Annotated in this window: 15 protein-coding genes; 4 read left to right on the plus strand and 11 right to left on the minus strand. The window is 41.4% G+C overall.

Translation table 11 applies throughout. From position 1 onward, the window contains the following. Positions 1 to 29: 29 nt before the first annotated feature. The 5 genes from BM378_RS04830 to BM378_RS04850 form a co-directional block, all read right to left on the minus strand. A complete protein-coding gene (locus BM378_RS04830) occupies positions 30 to 2,564 on the minus strand; it encodes a glycoside hydrolase family 88 protein (protein WP_074988730.1) in 2,535 nt (844 codons plus the stop codon). Between the two features lie 52 nt (positions 2,565 to 2,616). Then, entirely contained in the window at positions 2,617 to 4,059 is a 1,443-nt protein-coding gene (gene uxaC / locus BM378_RS04835) for a glucuronate isomerase (RefSeq protein WP_074988731.1), read from the minus strand. Between the two features lie 61 nt (positions 4,060 to 4,120). After that, the gene (eda, locus tag BM378_RS04840; protein WP_074988732.1) at positions 4,121 to 4,747 is read right to left on the minus strand and encodes a bifunctional 4-hydroxy-2-oxoglutarate aldolase/2-dehydro-3-deoxy-phosphogluconate aldolase; all 627 of its coding nucleotides are present in this window, start codon (positions 4,745 to 4,747) and stop codon (positions 4,121 to 4,123) included. Further along, complete coding sequence (locus tag BM378_RS04845; protein WP_074988733.1) at positions 4,747 to 6,225, minus strand: glycoside hydrolase family 28 protein; 1,479 nt, start codon at positions 6,223 to 6,225, stop codon at positions 4,747 to 4,749. The genes eda and BM378_RS04845 overlap by 1 nt, the downstream gene beginning before the upstream one ends. A gap of 151 nt (positions 6,226 to 6,376) precedes the next feature. Continuing rightward, positions 6,377 to 9,403, minus strand: a complete 3,027-nt coding sequence (locus BM378_RS04850; protein ID WP_074988734.1) for a TonB-dependent receptor — start codon at positions 9,401 to 9,403, stop codon at positions 6,377 to 6,379. A gap of 353 nt (positions 9,404 to 9,756) precedes the next feature. Here BM378_RS04850 and BM378_RS04855 point away from each other — a divergent pair, with 353 nt between their 5' ends. Beyond that, positions 9,757 to 10,524: a rhamnogalacturonan acetylesterase gene (locus tag BM378_RS04855; RefSeq protein ID WP_065978974.1), complete on the plus strand. Its 768-nt coding sequence runs from the start codon at positions 9,757 to 9,759 to the stop codon at positions 10,522 to 10,524. 256 nt (positions 10,525 to 10,780) lie between these two features. Continuing rightward, the gene (locus BM378_RS04860) at positions 10,781 to 10,963 is read left to right on the plus strand and encodes a hypothetical protein (protein WP_218158190.1); all 183 of its coding nucleotides are present in this window, start codon (positions 10,781 to 10,783) and stop codon (positions 10,961 to 10,963) included. 39 nt (positions 10,964 to 11,002) lie between these two features. Here the strand turns inward: BM378_RS04860 and BM378_RS04865 are convergent, their stop codons facing one another. Then, the gene (locus tag BM378_RS04865) at positions 11,003 to 13,081 is read right to left on the minus strand and encodes a TonB-dependent siderophore receptor (protein ID WP_074988735.1); all 2,079 of its coding nucleotides are present in this window, start codon (positions 13,079 to 13,081) and stop codon (positions 11,003 to 11,005) included. A gap of 563 nt (positions 13,082 to 13,644) precedes the next feature. Here BM378_RS04865 and BM378_RS04870 point away from each other — a divergent pair. Then, positions 13,645 to 14,100 carry a globin family protein gene (locus tag BM378_RS04870; protein ID WP_036972258.1) on the plus strand — a complete coding sequence of 152 codons (456 nt, stop codon included), beginning with the start codon at positions 13,645 to 13,647 and terminating at the stop codon, positions 14,098 to 14,100. A gap of 61 nt (positions 14,101 to 14,161) precedes the next feature. Here BM378_RS04870 and BM378_RS04875 read toward each other — a convergent pair whose 3' ends face one another. Continuing rightward, complete coding sequence (locus tag BM378_RS04875) at positions 14,162 to 15,040, minus strand: EamA family transporter (protein ID WP_036972256.1); 879 nt, start codon at positions 15,038 to 15,040, stop codon at positions 14,162 to 14,164. Positions 15,041 to 15,373: 333 nt separating this feature from the next. On the opposite strand from BM378_RS04875, the gene BM378_RS04880 reads away from it, so the two are divergent. Further along, positions 15,374 to 15,733, plus strand: coding sequence for a flagellin (locus BM378_RS04880; RefSeq protein ID WP_051501874.1), 360 nt, complete (start codon positions 15,374 to 15,376; stop codon positions 15,731 to 15,733). A 15-nt stretch (positions 15,734 to 15,748) separates the two neighbouring features. On the opposite strand, the gene BM378_RS04885 is transcribed toward BM378_RS04880, so the two are convergent. From BM378_RS04885 to BM378_RS04900, 4 genes are read right to left on the minus strand one after another with little or no spacing between them, the layout of a single operon-like run. Continuing rightward, the gene (locus BM378_RS04885; RefSeq protein ID WP_036972254.1) at positions 15,749 to 16,738 is read right to left on the minus strand and encodes a Gfo/Idh/MocA family protein; all 990 of its coding nucleotides are present in this window, start codon (positions 16,736 to 16,738) and stop codon (positions 15,749 to 15,751) included. Between the two features lie 2 nt (positions 16,739 to 16,740). Continuing rightward, the gene (locus tag BM378_RS04890) at positions 16,741 to 17,541 is read right to left on the minus strand and encodes a class I SAM-dependent methyltransferase (protein ID WP_036972252.1); all 801 of its coding nucleotides are present in this window, start codon (positions 17,539 to 17,541) and stop codon (positions 16,741 to 16,743) included. Positions 17,542 to 17,545: 4 nt separating this feature from the next. Next, a complete protein-coding gene (locus BM378_RS04895) occupies positions 17,546 to 17,917 on the minus strand; it encodes a hypothetical protein (RefSeq protein WP_036972250.1) in 372 nt (123 codons plus the stop codon). A gap of 54 nt (positions 17,918 to 17,971) precedes the next feature. Beyond that, on the minus strand, positions 17,972 to 18,391 hold the full coding sequence (locus BM378_RS04900; protein ID WP_036972248.1) for a DUF3429 domain-containing protein: 420 nt from the start codon (positions 18,389 to 18,391) through the stop codon (positions 17,972 to 17,974). Positions 18,392 to 18,481: the final 90 nt, after the last annotated feature.

An 18,481-nucleotide genomic window follows, 5' to 3' on the forward strand; every position in this document is an offset into this window, starting at 1 on the left:
AATCGATAAATAGCGAAATGTTTGCATGATTATTTACTTTTCTGACGAAGCAATTTTACCATTTCTGTGCCAGCTAAAATATACGCCGCGTTGCCTTTAGGGTCGTTTGCAACAACAGGTTCACTCATGTAGTAGTCATAGCTCCCATCACGGCCAAAGCCAAGCCCCGCTACATAACATTGGTTAGTCATAGACACAGTGCCATCTTGGTGCAATAAGGTAAATTCGTTTAATAATCCCTGGTAGGCCTTATATGCAGTAGCAAGGTAATCGGTGCTTAAGTAGCCCTTATTTATTGCTTTTGCATAGAAGTAGGTAAACATCGCCGTTGCTGATGACTCTCTATAATTACCTATCGCATTGGGTTTATCCATTACCTGCCACCAAGTGCCGGTTGCTGGGTCTTGCGTTTTTTCTAGACTGTCGGCAATTTCTTGCACCATGGTAAGTAAGTGTTTTCGTTGCTGACTATTTTGTTCAGGAATATAATCAAGTACATCGACAACGGCCATCGCAAGCCAGCCCATTCCGCGAGCCCATACCTCGTGTGAAAGCCCCGTTGATTTATTAGCCCATGCCTGTTGTTTAAGCTCATCCCAGCCGTGATAGTAAAGCCCTGTTTGTGTATCTTTTAAAAACTCGCGGGTTAAGTTAAATTCGTTCACCACTTCGGCAAAGGTTTCTTGTTGTTGGTGACCCGATTCAAATAAGGCTGCGTACTCAGCTAAAAAAGGCATACCCATATACACACCATCAAGCCATACTTGGCCTTGGTATTTTTTCTTATGCCAAAATGCCCCTGTCGACGTGCGAGGGTGTTTATGTAATTGCTCTCTTAGCGCATGAATTGCTTTTAGATACTTTTGTTCATTTGTTTGCTGGTATAGCGTAATTAAATTGCGACCAGGCGGAATATTATCAATATTAAAATTGCTTTGTTTATAGGCTGAAATAAGGCCATCTTCAGAAATAAAGCTTCCGGGCACTTTTTCAATGACTTGTTTATATTCCGCATTATCTGTGAGTTCACCAAGTGTGTAATAAGCATACGGTTGAATACCAATAATGTCATATTCAAACTTTGGAGAGCGCTTACGGTTAACATCCCATCCATTATAGTGGTAGCCTAGCGTTTTACGCGCCAGTTCAGAATCTGCGAATGCTTGTGTCCACTTAAGTGCAGACTCTGCGGAGATAGACGCTTGCATTGCATTCTGTGTCAACGATGTTTTGAGCTGAATTCGAGGCTTAATGGTCAGCTTTTGCGCTTGTTGTTTAATATAATGCTCAAATTGTTCTACGGTATTAATACCACTTTGTGCTTGCCATAAAGATGCAAAATAATAGTGAACTTGCTGACTGCCTTGCTGGCCTTTTGGCGTTAATTCTACTAAGTAGTTTTTATCATCTTGGCGTACTGTTTTTACATCCCCTTTTTTGAAAAAAACCACCATGCCTAGCGCCTTACCGTCGAGACTTTGTTTGCCCCAACTTGCAATATACCCATAGCCATAATTGCTCATGCTTTGTAAATCGGCTTTTAAAAAGGTCGTATCGGGATGTTTTACAAGGCCTGCGGTGATGTTATCAAGTGGTTTGTCGAGTTTTAAGGTGACTTCTGCCAGTGGAGAACCCGCTTGCATACTGATAAATGCACTGAGGTCTTGTTGCTGTACGCTGTTTTGCCAGCCATGGTAATCAAGTTGAATTTGGGCGAATAGATCGCCATTCGCAGTGATGCTTGCAGTACGAGTATCTACTTTGCTGACATGTTCAAGCTTACCTTTCTCATTGGTATAGGCAAAACCACCTGCACCTAGCGATCCTCCTACTTTTAATAAGTCCATTCCCCAATCTTGCAGCGAATGATACGACTTATAACCATCTAAACCAACGTTGTGCAATACGGGTTCTGGAGTCAGTTTTCCGAAGATATCAAAACCATTACGCCAATCGAGGTAAATGCGATAACCGACCTTATCTGATTCGATCCCCGGTCCTTCATAGCGGATCCAGTTTGAATGGTCTGTGTAATATTCAGGAGGGGTTATGGATTGAACATTTTTAAACAGGCCACCGACATATTCTTTCATTCCAGCATTTTGTTGGTGTTTTGGTGGGCGAGTATGAGGTACCCATTCACCACCCACTTTATGAGCTAAATCTGCTTGTACACGCTTTTTGGAAGGTGCGAGACGTGTTGTTGAGATTATCTCTGCGTGTATATTTTCACCTTTAGAAAGATCAGTAACGAACAAAATACCATCGTTCTTTCCATCCAAATCTTTATCAATCGCTTGATTGGCAACTTGATTATCGCCGATATTTACCGCAAGCGTTGTATTAGGTGCTACACCTAAGTCGTAGTAGCTTAAATAAATAGCTTCATCTTCGCGATTAAACGGGCTGGGATTAGCAATATCAACAGTGGCAACAGAACCTGTCTGTGCTTCTTTTATGCTGTGATGCTGGGGTTGTTCTGCTTGTTGGCAAGCGGTAACAGACAAAGCAGCGAAAGTAATCAGTGATGTGTGTATCAGGTGACGTGAGGGTAAATGTTTCATTGTTGTTCTCCCCTGAAAAGGCCAAAGCAAAGCTTTGGCCTAAGTGTTTTTATTATAAGTTGTATGCTTTTTTCACTAAACCATAGGTTAACTGATAAGCGAGTTCATGCGCTGACTCAATACTAATTTGGTGATTAGCAACAAGTTCAGCTAAATAGCGACAATCCACACGACGCGCGACATCGTGGCGGGCTGGAATAGATAAAAATGCACGCGTATCATCATTAAAACCAACAGTATTATAGAAGCCCGCTGTTTCAGTGGTTTGTTGACGAAAACGCAGCATACCAGCCGGACTATCATGGAACCACCATGCAGGCCCTAGTTTTAGGCTAGGGTAGTGGCCTGCAAGTGGCGCAAGCTCGCGGCTATAGGTGGTTTCATCGAGGGTGAATAAGATGATTTTTAACTTTGGATGATTACCGTATTTACTCAATAGTGGTTTAAGCGCGTTTACATATTCTGTTTGGCTTGGGATATCTGCCCCTTTATCACGACCGAATTGATTGAAAATCGGTTGGTTATGGTTGCGGTGTGCACCTGGGTGGATTTGCATTACTAAACCATCCTCGATACTCATGCCTGCAAGCTCGGTCAGCATTTGTCCACGAAACAGTTCTTGTTCTTGCTCATTTGCGTGACCAGTTCGGCATTTTTCGAACAATGCTTCACATTCACTCAGTGACAAGTCGGCAGTTATTGCACTGGGGTGCCCATGGTCAGTGGCTGTTGCGCGACCTTCTTTTTTAAAGTACTCACGGCGAATACGTATAGCGTCTAAATACCCTTGCCATGTTGTGGTATCTTGCTCGGTTAGCTCCCCTAGTTTTGCGACATTATCAATAAAGTCTTCGCGACTTGCATCAACCACATCATCTGGTCTAAACGTTGTAATAACTCGCTTTGCCATGTTTGTGCCAGCCATGCCACGATGATGTTCGAGCGAGTCTAGCGCACCTTCTGTGGTTGCAATTAGCTCAATATTGAAACGGTCCATTAGCGCATGCGGTTTATAGGCATCAGTCGCCAGCTCTGCGGTGATTTTGTCATAATAGTCTTGCGCATTGTCTGAATTTAATTTTTCAGTAAAACCAAAAACATCGCTAAATACAGCGTCTAGCCAATAGCCACTGGGTGTACCTGCGAACAAGTAATAATTGTCCGCAAAAATTTGCCATGCTTTTTTTGGATCAACGCTTTTAGAACGCGCCATATCACCTTCTAAGCCATGCTCAGGAATTCCTAACGTTGTTAAGTCGATGCCTTGGCTGTAGAGCATTCTAAACACATAGTGATCTGGTTTTATGAAAAGCTCAGTAGCGTTACCAAAATGAGGGTTTTCATTAAACCATTTAGGGTCTGTGTGGCCGTGTGGGCTTACAATAGGGAGATCTTTAATTTCATTGTAAAGTTCACGGGCAATGCTTACGACAGCGGGATCGCTTGAAAATAGGCGATCAGGATGTAGTTTAAGAGACTGTGATTGACGAGTCATAGTGTTTCCTTTATTCCTTTATTCATTTACTTATTAGCCACCGGTGGCAAAATAGGCCAATTTATTTTGTTAGTACGTTAGCGCAGGCTTGAGTGATACTTTGCCAGTCTTTTGTATTCACCCAATCAGGTTTTGCGACCCACGTTCCACCCACAGCAAATACATTATCTAATGCTAAAAAATCTTTGAAATTTTGAGCATTTACACCGCCTGTAGGACAAAAGCGTACCTCTTGAAAAACACTCGAGACAGCGTGTAAAAAATCGATTCCGCCACACAATGAAGCTGGGAATAACTTGTGTTCTGTAAAGCCATATTCACTGGCGAGAAGAATATCGGCATTATTCGATACGCCTGGTAAGCATGGTTTGCCACAACTTGCTAAAGCATCTAGCAGGCGAGGCGATACTGCTGGCGTTACAATGTAATCAGCGCCTGCATTAATGGCGTTATTTAATGTGTCACTACGGGTAATTGTCCCCGCACCCACGATGAGATTTGGTAATGCCGATTTTATCGCTGTTATTGCAGCTAATGATTGCTCAGTGCGAAGTACAACTTCGACTAAATTAATACCAGCATCTTGCATAGCCCGAGCAACGGCGACTCCTTGCTGTGGATCATGTGCTTGGATGATTGGCAAAATCGGTTGTCCTGCCATTAATTTAGAAAATGCGCTCTGTGCCATTAGATTGACTCCGCTAATAATTGTTTTGCGCTAATTGATTGATTGTTCAAGGTGACGTTTTCAACATTGAAATCGGTGATATTTTTAACGATTGACTGTTTTGCGACGTTATCAAAGTGGCTATTTATAATTGTAAAATCTTTGATAGGTGCCCGCTCAAATCCATTTAAATAGAACGCTTTATCAAGCACGTTATTACAGTGCAGATTGTCTATAACGATATCGCGTACGGTGGGGTCAAATTGGCCTGCATCACCTTCTTCGTAAAAGAAATTAATAACAATTGCATTTTTTACTGTGCCAACTTCAACATTACGAATGCGAATATGCGCAATTAATCCACCGCGGACAGAATTGGTTTTAATACGGATGGCACGTTCTAAATGTGGACTGTCCATCGTGCAATCTTGTACGTAAACATTGTTCACACCGCCTGATATTTCACTGCCAATGACGACACCACCGTGACCTTCTTTCATGTGACAGTTTTCGATCACTATATTGGCAGATGGCGTGTTGACGCGACGACCGTCAGCATTTCGCCCCGATTTAATTGCAATACAGTCATCACCTGTATCGAACGTACAGTCTTTTATATGCACATGATTGCAGCTTTCTGGATCGCAACCATCGGAATTTGGCCCATGGCTTGAAAACGTGACACCACTGACTGTCACACTGTTACATAACACGGGGTTTACTAACCAAAAAGGAGAGTTTTTGATAGTCACTCCCTCAATTAACACATTATTACAGCGGTAGGGTTGAATGAAAGGGGGGCGCAGATATGCACCATCAGCGTAGATTCGCTCAGTAACAGGTAAGGCGTTTTCAGCATCAACCATTAATTGTTTACGTGCTGGTTTTTGATCCATCAATTGACCATTTTCTTGGTATTGTAATTCCCAGTGTTTTTCTTTGTGCGGACCTTTCCATGGCCACCAAGTGGTATTATTCGCATTACCCTCTAGTACACCTTCGCCAGTGATAGCTATATTTTGTTGGCCATACGCATAAATTAAAGGGGAATACCCCATCATCTCGAGGCCTTCCCAACGAGTGAATACTGCAGGTAGGTAGTCATCTGGATTAGTACTAAAACTTAGCACTGCGTTTTTTTCAAGGTGTAAATTAACGTTCGATAATAAGTGAATCGGGCCGGTATAAAATACACCCTCAGGAATAATAACTTTTCCACCACCTTGTTGGTGGCAGGTTAAAATAGCCTTTTTTATAGCATGGCTATTATTAAACGTACCGCCACTTTGAGCGCCAAAGTCAACGATATTAAAAGCACTCTCGGGGAACTGTGGTACTTTAATGTTCTTTTTAATCGCTTCGGCTGCTGACCAATCATTATTATCTGTTGGCGTCAGTAAGGTATTTACACTCGCACTTTTGCAGCCCATTAATGCAGCAGTACCTACTAAACTACTCGAGGCGAAGGCTTTAAGAAAAAATCGGCGATTATTGTTCATACTCAAGGTTCCTGTAGTCACAACGTGTGTGCTAATTGTTTTTATAGTTGAAGTACTCTAGCAACAATTGCCACCGGTGGCAATTGTTGCTAGAGATTTTATAAAAAATAACCAACCACACAGTATTGGTTATTTGGAGGGGAGTCATTTGTTAAAATGATCCGCGCAAGCCGACTAAGAATTGGCGTCCTGATGATAAGCTTTCGTATGGGCGAGGTGTGTAAATATCATTCCACATCTCTTGCTTTTCATCAGTTAAGTTAACGGCTTCAAACGACAAGCTCATATTTTCTGTCAGTTCATAGCGAGCAGAGAAGTTGAGTTTTGCTTTGTCATCATAGCCACGTACAAACGTTGATTCATCTTTGTATTCATCGAGGTATTGTTTGTTATAACCACCACGATAGTTGTATGAGAAACGTGCTGACCAATTATCTACTTCATAATATACGGTTAAATTATATGTATTTTTTGATGTTTCTTCTTCAACTAGGCTTAGTGAATTACCATAAAAAGGGTCTTCGATATCGCGGGTATAGTCGATATATGTGTAGTTTGCTTGGATCCCTAAGTTATTAAAGGGCTCAGGCAAGAACGTAAATGGCTGCTGATAAATAAACTCAGCGCCCCACATATCTTCAGCGTCGGTATTAGTAAGTTGGGTTACGGTCCAGGTAATATCTTCTGCGTTCATATCACCAATGTCGATACCCAAGCGATCTAACTCAGCCTGACTTAACACTTCATCACTACTTTCAGATGAAATACCGGTGATATTTTTAAAGAAAACAGAACCCGCAACCAGAGATTCATCTGCAAAGTACCACTCTAGACCTATATCGTATTGTTTTGCTTTGTACGGCTCAAGTGACGGACCCGCACCACGTTTAATTGTTGCGGTAGGGTCTTGCTCATCAGGGGTATTAACACTTATTGATGAACGTAAGTCAGATAGTTTTGGTCGGGTAATAGCGTGTGAGTAACTAAAACGACCGACTAAATCTTCAGTGATATCATAAGCTAGGTTAAGCGAAGGTAACCATTCATCACCTGTGCTAATCGATTCTCGCCAACCATAACCATTTTCAAAGTTAGCGCCATCACCTTTGCCTGCTGTGTAGCCATCTTTGTAAATATGATCCAGATTTACAATTCGGCTCGTGTTTTTGTTATCAACATAGCGAAGACCTAAATTACCCCTTAGTTCTGAATTGAATATATCTTTTCTAAAGTTAAGTTGAAGGTAGGCTGTGTTTACCTCTTCTTTTATATAATAGGCACGTTTGTACTCTTCCTTCGCTTCAAAAAAGGCGGCATTAGAAAATGCATCCATCATGGCATTGTAGTCAGGTGTTAGCCATGTAGAGCCAAATAGTGTTGAAGTGCTCGGTACTGAGGCATTATTACCAAAGTGAATACCGGTCTCATTAAGTGTGGTAGAAAATAAGTCTCCCGCTATTTGATCGGCATCTAAGTCAATAACTTGTGTTTCAGCTGATTTACCGCTGGTTTTGTTCGTTTCTATATCTAGGTTTTTCCACGCGTTGCGGAAGTCGTGTTGTTCAGTTTCAAAGCTACGCTGCCCTACACCAAATTTCACTGTGTATTCATCATTAAGTTCGTAGGCAAAATCAAGTTTAATGGTTGAGTTTTCGCTCTCAATAGTTTGTGCGCGGTTACGAACGAGCCCAGCACTGTAATTGCTAGCGTCTAGCATGGTGTTTTGTAATTGCTCTTTGGTAAACGCGTTTCCAGGAGCTTGTCCTGCTGCAAAAGCAAATGATGGCATTGTTGTGTTTAACTGCGCACTGCCTATCGCTTCACCACCGGGATTATTAATTAGAGAAAGTGGGTCAATATTACTGTCGTAACTGTAAGCAACGGTTGAGCCCTCTGCATCAAGTGCAAAAGTGCGAAGATAAGGTACATCCAAATCAGATTTTCCTTTACCTACTAAAAAGCTCATTTTTAAACGATCATTAATGTACCAATCACCCGTAAAGCTTACTTGATCAAAGTTTGATTCAGAGGAATCTTGTCGTGCTTCTGAACGTATAATTGCATTTGAAAACGCACCAGCAACAATTGTATTGTTAGGATCTGTATAGATGTTTTCAGGTACGATATTTTTTTGATCACGTAACAATACTGAGTATTGATATTCATCCATTGTCGTGTCTAGCTCTGCATGGAGAATATCTAAGTTCATTGAAAGATTATCAGTAGGAGCGTACTGGAAGGCGACGGTTGCACCTAGGCGTTTTTGCTCTTTTGAAAAGATAGAATAACGAGGTATACGGGGTAAATATAAACCATCCAGATTATCGTTTGTGTAATTGCCATTTTCTAACAAAATGGTCTTAGGTGCAGCTGATAGGTAGTTTGTACCTCCTTGACCAACAGGTGAACCGCCATCAACATAGTTTGGATTATTGACGGTCCAGCGAACCGTTGATGAACCTTCACTTTGGACGGTCCCATCACTGTATGCAACAGAGGCAAGTACACCGAATTTATTATCCCAGTTATTACTGAGCATAAATGACACGCGCGGCGATACATCCTCAGAAATATCGTTATAGCGGGCATTGACATTGTATGAGCCTTTAAAGCCTTCATATTGGAAAGGGCGCGCAGTCTGTAAATTGACATTACCTGAAATCCCGCCATCTTCTCTTTCTGCAGACACGGTCTTATCGATGTCTATTTGTGTAAAGAGTTCTGAAGCAAACACGTTATAATCAAAGGCGCGTGAAGTATTAGAGCCACCAGCCGCATCGGTTGCTGCTCCTGCTGAAGCTGATTCCATGCCATTAATCGTTGTTTTTACAAACCGAGAACCAAGACCCCTAATTGTTATTTGACGTCCTTCGCCAGCATCTTCTTCAATAGAGATACCGGGTACTCGAGCCAGGGAGTCGGCAACGTTTAGATCTGGAAACTTACCAATATCTTCAGCAATGATTGTTTCGCGTGTGCCTACCGCCTCACGCTTAGACATTAGCGCTGCATTAATACTGCCACGGTAGCCTTTAACCTGAATAATTTCGATGCCATCATCTTCTACTGCATTATTTTGTTGTTCTTGTGCATTAGCAGCATAACTTCCCATTACGCCACTGAGTAATAGTGAGGTCATAAGAGAGCTTAGTTTGAATGTTTGCTTACTTGTTGTCATTGCTGTTCCAGTTGTAGTTTATTGTTATAAATTACATGACTTTCAAACGGCATAAGTCATATCCTGTTATTTTTTTATGCGATTGTGTGTTCAATTACGCAAAGAGTAAAATGTCACTTTAATCCTTGTTTTGCTACCGGTGGCATTTAGGTAGAAATTATACGTAAAAATTCGTGCTGTCAAACCAAATAAACCAAAAATATTAATATTTCCTTTACAAATTAACGTTTTTAAAACCGCCGCAAGTTACATGATGGTGCAATAGTGGGTTGATTTTATTTATTTATTTGCCACCGGTGGCAGTGTGTGCTAGGGTCATTTTTATTGAGTTAATTTTCTACAGTGAGAGTTCAATGTTTAAACATTTTTTAAGGTTTCTATACGTCGGTGTTGCGCTTTCGTCTACTGCTCAGGCTGATGAACAGATCAACGTTTTTATGGCGGGAGACTCTACAATGTCAATAAAAGAAGTGAAAGATTACCCAGAAACAGGGTGGGGAATGCCTTTTCAATACTTCTTTAATGATCAAGTACAGGTAATTAACCTGGCTAAAAATGGTCGCAGCACACGGACTTTTAAATCAGAAGGTCGTTGGCAAATGATTATGGACGAGATTAAGCCAGGGGACTATGTCATCATACAGTTTGGTCATAATGATCAATCAAAACAAAAAGTTGACCGCTACACATCCGTACCCGACTTTAAAGCAAATTTACTTGGCTTCATCAAAGATGTGCGCGAAAAGCAAGCTCACCCCCTGTTAATGACACCGATAACGCGCCGCTATTTTAATGAAGACGGAACGATTAAAGAGACGCACCCGCTGTATGCAGATGCGGTAAGAGATGTTGCTAAACAAACAAAGGTTGATTTTATTGACATGGAAGCAATTACTAAACGCTACTTTCAAGCGCTAGGTGATGACGGCTCTGCATTACGTTTCATGCATATTGCCCCTGATTTGCACCCTAATTACCCGTTAGGTGTAACAGATGACACCCATTTGAACCAACTAGGTGCAACGGAGGTTGCTCAACTTGTGTTAACAGAATTAAAGAAGATGAATCACCCCTTGGTTGCAAAAGTTAGGAAGCCAGACCCTAAACACCTAAAGCGTTAAATTTGAGCGTTAAGTTGTATTTTTTACTGAAAGCCTAACAATAAGATTGTGAGGCTTTTTTATTGGGTTTTGTTAATCGGTTTTGGTGTAATTTCACATATTGATATTATAAACGCGTTGCTTCTTTTGGCTTTATTGTCCTTAATTTTATAGCACTATAGTTATGGTTCGCTTTTTTAATTGCTCTACCACATTGGATTAGTCATCAACTGACAGCATTAGTTTTGTCATCGATGCTGGGGTTACTGGCGATTATATGTGTACAGAGACGACTTCAAGTAACTATGCACATGTACAGGCTAATCGTGCGACGACGAATGGATCATACGCTTATGCGTTGGGCTCAGGTGATAACTTAGGTCTTTACAACACTTTTTATACCAGCACCTTAGCGCAAACTAGTGCGGGGTATTACGAGTTAGGCAGTTGCCCTAATTAATAAAATTGTGTCGCCCCGATGGGCGACACATCCACCCAGTTAAAACTTATAAGTTAAGGTTAGGCTGCCGTTTGTAGGCGCACCATAATAACCCACGGTTTGTAAACTATTAATGTACTGCTCGTCAGTGATGTTGTTGACGTTTGCTTGTATGTCAATGTTGTCGTTGATATTCCATCGAGCAAAGGCATTAAGTAAGCCATAACTCCCTTGTTTTACATTGTAGTCAGTGCTTTCGATTTTAGATTGCCAACGGCCATTTAAGCCCACAACCACCGCATCGGTCACCGCATAATCTACTGTTACACCTACAACATCACGAGGCGCCCATTTATTGGTATCATCACCATTTTCATCAGTTACATCAATATGTGTATAAGAAGCGACGATATTGATGTTGTCGGTAATCTTTCCAGTGACTTCAAATTCATAGCCTTCTGACTCAATAGACACGCCTTTATAGTAATAAATACCATCTTCTGTCAGGCCCGCGTATTGAGCAAAGTTATCTTGCTCAGCAGTAAAATAGGCAAACGTTGTCATTAGTGCATCGTCAAACCAAGAAGCCTTAACACCTGTTTCAAAGTTAGTGCCTTTGGTGGGGGCTAAGTATTGGCCGTTGTAATCTGCTTGCTCTTGCGGCTGATAAATATCAGAGTAACTTGCATATAAGTTTAAATCGTCGTTTAACTTATAAGTAAAACCAACATAGGGGCTCGTCTCGCTCTCGTCATTATCAATTGATGCACCGGCATTCATGCCTGAGCGCTCAAATTCAATAGTGTTAAAACCAACTACGGTAAATAATTTATCAGTAATGTTTAACTGAGCAGAGCCAAAGTAACGCGTTAGCTTTTGTTCGATATCAGAATATAAAACAGGCGCTAACCAATCTGGCTCAGGTATAGCATCTAAGTCATATGGAAATGCTAGGATTGGACCATAGGCCGGTGTGTTTGCAAAATCAAATGGGTGTTGATACATCACGTCATCACTTTTTGCATGGCTTACACCAACGCTTGCCTGATGTTCTTTACCAAATAATTCAAAGGCACCAAATGCTTTGATTTCAAATAAGTCTGCATCTATATCACTGTCATAACGACCCGGCCAACCACTTAAGCCTAAGTGCGTGTCTTTATCAATCTTGCCGCTGGCATAAAATAGCTTGTCTTGCTCTTCAAAACCGCGGAAGTTATAGCTTGCTTGCAGTTGCCAAGCGTTAGCAAAAATATAGTTGTATTCAATAAATGCAGAAGTGTTGATGGTGTCCCACATTGTCCATTCTTGGGTGGTTGTGTCGCTCACATCCCATTTTGCTTGGCTGCCATCAGTGTAGTTATACACCAGCCCACCCCATGTATTACCATCGGTATCAGCATCTTGATAAGAATAACCAGCGGTAACAGTGGAGTTATCTGTTAATTGACCATCAACAATAACAGAGAAAAACTCACGGTTATTTCCAAGCCCGTCAAGGTAAGATTCTTTATCTTCAGCAGCCGCAACAAAGCGGGCTGCCCAGCTCCCCGAATCAGTTAAAAGCAAAGAGTAATCTGCTTGAAGACGTTTAAAGTCCCATGAGCCAAATGAAACACCTACTTCACCACCATTTTCATTTTTTGGGCGCTTACGAACATAGTTAATCGTGCCCGATGCATTACCAACACCCGTTAAAAGGCCATTTGCTCCACGGATAACTTCAATGTTTTCGTAGCCATAGGCTTCCATAGCCCCGGTTACAATGCCCCAATCATTTGGCAAACCAACCCCATCAATTTGGGTGTTTTTAATTTCAAAGCCACGCGACGTGTAGTTAGTACGATTTGTTTCCCATTCTTCAACATTGATGCCTGGGGCTAAACGTAGCGCATCGTTGATATTAAAGGCTGAATAGTTTTTTAGTTGCTCTGCGGAGATGATACTGATTGATTGTGGTGTTTCATCAATCTCTAGTGCAAGGCCAGTTGCGCCTTCACTTATACGATTTTGGCGAACACCCACAATCTCAAGTGTTTCAATATTCGCTTCAGCCTCAGCAGTTTGCTGTGCGAAACTGAGTTGTGGATTCAATGCATAAATAATAGCGGTTGCAAGTGGCAACTGAGTTAATTTCATTCTTATCTCCGCGTGTTGTGAGCAGTAAATGGCAATGGTTGATTATTGTTTTGATTAAAATAATTCGCGGTAAACTTATCACAACTGATAATAATTATCATCAAGATTTAAATCTAAAGTGTTATGTTAATACAAATAAATGTAACAAAATATGTCAGTTTATTTTGTAAGAGGGCAGCTTATAAGGCGTATTTCATTTTGTGCTTACCGTCTATTTTAATAGTGGCTTATCGCTGCTTAGCAACATGTAAAATTATGAGTAATTTTAAGGAGATATCACCATTTTATTCTTGGTCCAAATGGTTAGCGGAACAACGTGTGGAAGAGGGGGTATTGCGTGTGCTAAATGATGACATTATAAAATAAGCCACTGGCATAAAATCGAAGCCGTTGTGTAGGCTAGGTAAATAAAGTGCGGCGTCCAGAGTCGCTATTTTAAAGTTAATTCAGTATGCGTTATAAGGTTAATAAAGTGGGGTCATACAAAAATTGGGTATTTGAGGAGTAAAATCGTCTTTATGTACTAGTATGAAATAACAATCTTCATTATAAAAGGAATAGGCATGCTCAGCGCTTATCAAAAACAGTTAGTTCAAAATAGCTTTAAAAAGGTAGCCCCCATAGCCGACGACGCAGCAGCCATTTTTTATGCCAAATTATTTGAGTATGATCCTAAACTTAAAACACTCTTTAAAAGCGACTTAAGGTCACAAGGAAAAAAATTAATGATGACCTTAGGTATTGCAGTTAAAGGGCTCGATAATTTAGATGAGCTCGTGCCAGTACTTGAACAACTTGCACGAAAACATATTGACTACGGTGTAAGCGTGGATGATTACACACCGGTAGGAAATGCATTGTTATATACGCTAAAAACAGGCTTGGGGGATGATTTTACCCCTGAATGCAGAAAAGCATGGGTCATTACTTTTAAGGCCATTGCTGATGTAATGCGAACTGCGGCATACCCCAGTTTTGACCCCGCAACTTACAAAAATGTTAAGTATTATCACAAATAATTTTATTGAATCGGGTGTATTGATATAAAGCCCATTGCTCATGGGCTTTATAGTGAAAGTTTTAAGCGTTACTTTCAACTTTTGTTTGTTTTGAGGTCGACATTGAGCTTCCGACCGATGCGGTGATAACGAGCAAAATGGCTAACCATTGCCATACACTTAAAAACTCAGCCAAGATAATAAAGCCAGCGAGGGCTGCTACCGCAGGCTCCAAACTCATCATGATACTGAAACCCTGTGCGGGCATATTTCTAAGTGCAACCATTTCAAGTGTATAAGGCAGGGCACTTGACATAATGGCAACTAGAATACCTAAAGGTAAAACGTCCCAACTTAATAGCGCCATGCCTTGTGAAGCTGCACCATAGGGAACAAGTACAATAGCTGCAATGCTCATACCTAAAGCGACGGTCATGCCACCTGAGCCCTGATTGCCCGTTTTTTTACCGAATAAAATATAAAATGCCCAACAGGCTCCTGCCGCTAGCGCTAAAATGACCCCTACAGGGTCGAGACTTTCCTCACCTTTCATATCAGGTAATAACAGCACAATACCTGCTATGGCGCAGGCAACCCAAAATAAGTCGCGCTTTTTACGAGATGATAAAAGTGCGACCGCTAATGGACCAGTAAATTCCAGTGCGACACCAATACCCAGCGGAATACGCTCGATAGCGTAGTAAAAAAGTATATTCATACCCCCTAAGCTTAAGCCGTAAATAATAATCGGCATGCGCTGGCCAATAGGAGGAAAGGCTCTCCAAGGCTTAAAAACTAAACACAGAATCGCCGCCGAAAAACCGAGGCGCAATGCAGTGGTCCCTTCAGGGCCAATCAATGGGAATAATTGCTTAGCGACAGATGCACCTGACTGAATGGTGACCATGGCTAATAACACGCAAATAACAGCAATCAAAAACGGGGGGATGGTACGCTGCATCACTGTCCTTATGAATAAATAAGAGCTGAAGTTTGGGGGCGATTTTACTGATGTTTTGATGATTAAGAAATGTTTTTCGTTAAACGGTAGCCGATTTTCGATGAAACCTAAGTTGTGAGGCATTCATAACTGTAATGTATTGATTATCAGAGATAAAGTGCATTTTAAGGTGCTCAGTCGCAACGGACTGAAAAACGCACGTCAGGTGCGCAAAAATTTACCTCAAAACACTCGGCAGTATTTATTGTGATTATTTACTCGTGAACAAGCGATGTCTGAACAATGCGTCATTTCTAATTATAATATGCTAGTAAATTGGTATGAGGTTTTGCTTTGTTTGAGGGTGTTGATGCCAGTGCGGGTTCTTTAACAATTGATGGTATTACCATAAGCAGCGAAAATTTAGCGCAAAATGCAATAACGAGAATAGACACCGCATTGTCACGTATTGGCGGCTTTAGGGCTGAAATAGGCGCAAAAATAAATGCGATTGAATCGACCATCCGTAATGAATCAAACCAGTCGTTGATGCTAAGTTCAGCGAATCAGCGTATTGAAGACACCGATTTTGCAAAAGTCATGGCTGAGAAAATATCACTCGATATCGTTCAGCAAGCGGGAGTAAGTGTTGCCATGCAAGCTCGCAATATTACAAAAGAGGGTATTTTGAGTTTGCTAGGGCAACTAGAGTAGTTGCCCTCAGACTTATTAGTCATTATCAGCAGGATACACGACACCTAATTGAGCTCTCGCTGTATCCAGCACGTCCATAACCTGTTTTGATAAGGTGTGTGTGTTTACAGCAGACTCAATGTGTCCGGCTTTGGCTGCTGCTATAAAGTGACTTACTTCATAGCGCATAAAATGCTCGTCAAATGGCTGAGCAAGTTCTTCAACCGTGCCATCATTACCAATAAACTGCATACGTTTTAACAAAGAAACCGCTTCGATTCTAATGCGGCCTTTTTCACCTTGAATTTCGGTAAAGTTGTCGCCTTGAGAGATTTTAGAATAACTAATAACTGCTTGTTTATCTGCATAATTTAATAGTACATCACCCGCACCATCAACCCCAGTTTCCAGCAAAACTCCACTAGCTTGCACACTCTGTGGGGCGCCCCAAAGAGCTAACAAAACATACAAAGGATAGATCCCTAAATCAACCAAAGCGCCGTTAGCAAATTCAGGCAAAAAGGTATTGGGTCTGTCCCCATTTTTGTATTTGTCGTAACGCGAAGAGTACTGACTATATTGACCTATATATTTGCGCGGCGTGCCTATTTTGGTAAGTGCGTGTTTAAGAATGGCGAAATTAGGCAGGTGAGTGGTCATCATCGCTTCCATATACAGGTGCTGATGCTTTTTTGCCGCGAGAATAATTTCATTTAACTCAGTACTATTTGCCGCTGATGGTTTTTCACCCAGTACATGTTTGCCTGCGGCTAAACACATAACCGCGTAGTGTTTATGCAGACTATTTGGCGCAGCAATGTAAACAGCTTCAACCTGATTATCGTGGCACACTTCGTCGATACTCGTGAAAACTTTGGCATTATTGCTGGTATGTTTAGCTAAAAACGAACGAGCAGTGCTCTCTTCACGAGAACATACACCGTATAAATCGAATTCTTCAACATGGGTTGCTGCGTCTAAAAAAGTGTCGCTGATAAAATTAGTACCCACAATGACAAATTTCATGTTTACTCCTCGCTATTAAGTGCAAGCCAAGCCTGCCAGTCTTGTTCAAACTTTTCCATTTGCAGGTGTTTTTTGCTGCGCAAATGTTTGTCTTCGTCTTCTTTTGCCATGTAGGGACCCACACGACACAATGCACAGTGTTTTTCACCCAAGTATGGCGGAATCGTTAGCATTGAGCAGATGTCGTTGTCTTTTTTACTGCTAAACACATACGTGATGCCGCTGGTGTCTTTTACATGCTTATCACGGTCGACGTTGCGAATTTTGTAACCTGGGAAACGGCTAATATCAAACGGCATTTGGCCAATATAATGACACGGTAAACCTTGGTTTAAACTCCCTTCAATGTTCCATTCTCGGTAAGGTTTAACGTCTTTTGAAGTAATAAAACACAGCATAGGGCCGTTTTTATCAAGTGCAAAGCGATGCGCATATTTTAAGTATTGATAAAGCAATGCGCGATTCAGCACATTCATGCTTCCAGAGCCTGTTTGTGCTTTAAAGGCGGCTTCACCTTTGAATGCAGGAATGAGTGGAAATTGAAAAATAACCACATCAAAACGTTGTTGGTCAAGGCGTTGCCAAGCACTGGGTTTCGTTACATCAAACTCTGTGAGCACACGAATACCTAACTTACGCAGTTGTGAAAGGGCGTTGTCGGCGTATTTATCTTCTATTGTCTGTGCTGCATCATAGGTTGAAGCAGTAAGCTGTGCTGGTTTTACATGCTTGGCAATGGCATGCGAAAACGATAAATCGCCATCACCGACCGTTAAAATACGCCACGTTGGATCCAAAAACATTGACTCAGTGACCTTGCTCAGCGAGGTCGCTATTTTCTAGTTTAGGGCACAAGGCTAAACGTGTTTTTAAACCCTCAATAGCGATTTGCTTTAAGATGAGGTTAAAACTTAACAGCACCGCAATCACGATATGAATAGGCCCGTGCGTAAATCCTGCATCAGTATCGAAGAGCATTAAGCCAAACAATAAAAACATAACGGCTAAGAATATTTCGATAAGTTGATTCGAGTAAAAGGTGATGAGCCCCTGATTTTTATGATCTTTCTTTATATGGATTGCACAAAAAAAAGGGATCACCTTTATTTTAAAGTGTGCACCTTTTTCAACGTAGTTCTCACCAAGATGGTCTAGTTTAGCGCGTAGTTGATCTATCATACCAAGTCCTTAAACAACTGAGCCGCGGATGTTACCGCAAACACACTGAAAGGGCTACTCAGGATAGACGCTAATACCAATTACAAATATATGGCAGACAAACACCACGCCGGTAAGTACAAAGCGCATTTTTTGATAGTCAACGTGGTAGTTTTGCCATTGAGGTGTGCTCTTTTCAAATAATAACACCAGCCAAAAGCTGGCTGCGAGCCAAGCCAGAATCCATGCTGGCGGTAGAAAGCTCAAAAAGGCAATAGGTATAATAGGCAAAACGGCTTTGATGGCATCGGCATAAGTTTGCTGGCCCGCATGCCATAAATTACCGGCCATAAATGCCAAAATTGCTATGCTGTAGAAAGTGAAAAATTCTAAATTAATGGCACTACTGCCCGTGATCAGCGGCCAGCCTACGCAGCCTAAAAACGGAAGTAGACCTAAGTAACCAAGTTGAATGTGATTGATGAACTTTTCCATAATTGCCTTTTAAACCGACATAAAATAAGTAAAAGCATACCTGCGGGTATGCTTTTTCTTTTAATCAAACTCGTTGTATTTTATACCAGT

Origin of the sequence: Pseudoalteromonas lipolytica (assembly GCF_900116435.1) — a bacterium.
GTDB classification, from domain to species: Bacteria; Pseudomonadota; Gammaproteobacteria; order Enterobacterales; family Alteromonadaceae; genus Pseudoalteromonas; species Pseudoalteromonas lipolytica.

Bases quoted from the DNA above. Each gene is read 5' to 3' on its own strand.
- BM378_RS04830 (WP_074988730.1), bottom strand. From the start codon at position 2,564: ATGAAACATTTACCCTCACGTCACCTGATACACACATCACTGATTACT.
- BM378_RS04865 (WP_074988735.1), bottom strand. From the start codon at position 13,081: ATGAAATTAACTCAGTTGCCACTTGCAACCGCTATTATTTATGCATTG.
- BM378_RS04870 (WP_036972258.1), top strand. From the start codon at position 13,645: ATGCTCAGCGCTTATCAAAAACAGTTAGTTCAAAATAGCTTTAAAAAG.
- BM378_RS04900 (WP_036972248.1), bottom strand. From the start codon at position 18,391: ATGGAAAAGTTCATCAATCACATTCAACTTGGTTACTTAGGTCTACTT.
- uxaC (WP_074988731.1), bottom strand. From the start codon at position 4,059: ATGACTCGTCAATCACAGTCTCTTAAACTACATCCTGATCGCCTATTT.
- eda (WP_074988732.1), bottom strand. From the start codon at position 4,747: ATGGCACAGAGCGCATTTTCTAAATTAATGGCAGGACAACCGATTTTG.
- BM378_RS04890 (WP_036972252.1), bottom strand. From the start codon at position 17,541: ATGTTTTTGGATCCAACGTGGCGTATTTTAACGGTCGGTGATGGCGAT.
- BM378_RS04845 (WP_074988733.1), bottom strand. From the start codon at position 6,225: ATGAACAATAATCGCCGATTTTTTCTTAAAGCCTTCGCCTCGAGTAGT.
- BM378_RS04875 (WP_036972256.1), bottom strand. From the start codon at position 15,040: ATGCAGCGTACCATCCCCCCGTTTTTGATTGCTGTTATTTGCGTGTTA.
- BM378_RS04850 (WP_074988734.1), bottom strand. From the start codon at position 9,403: ATGACAACAAGTAAGCAAACATTCAAACTAAGCTCTCTTATGACCTCA.
- BM378_RS04860 (WP_218158190.1), top strand. From the start codon at position 10,781: ATGTGTACAGAGACGACTTCAAGTAACTATGCACATGTACAGGCTAAT.
- BM378_RS04895 (WP_036972250.1), bottom strand. From the start codon at position 17,917: ATGATAGATCAACTACGCGCTAAACTAGACCATCTTGGTGAGAACTAC.
- BM378_RS04855 (WP_065978974.1), top strand. From the start codon at position 9,757: ATGTTTAAACATTTTTTAAGGTTTCTATACGTCGGTGTTGCGCTTTCG.
- BM378_RS04885 (WP_036972254.1), bottom strand. From the start codon at position 16,738: ATGAAATTTGTCATTGTGGGTACTAATTTTATCAGCGACACTTTTTTA.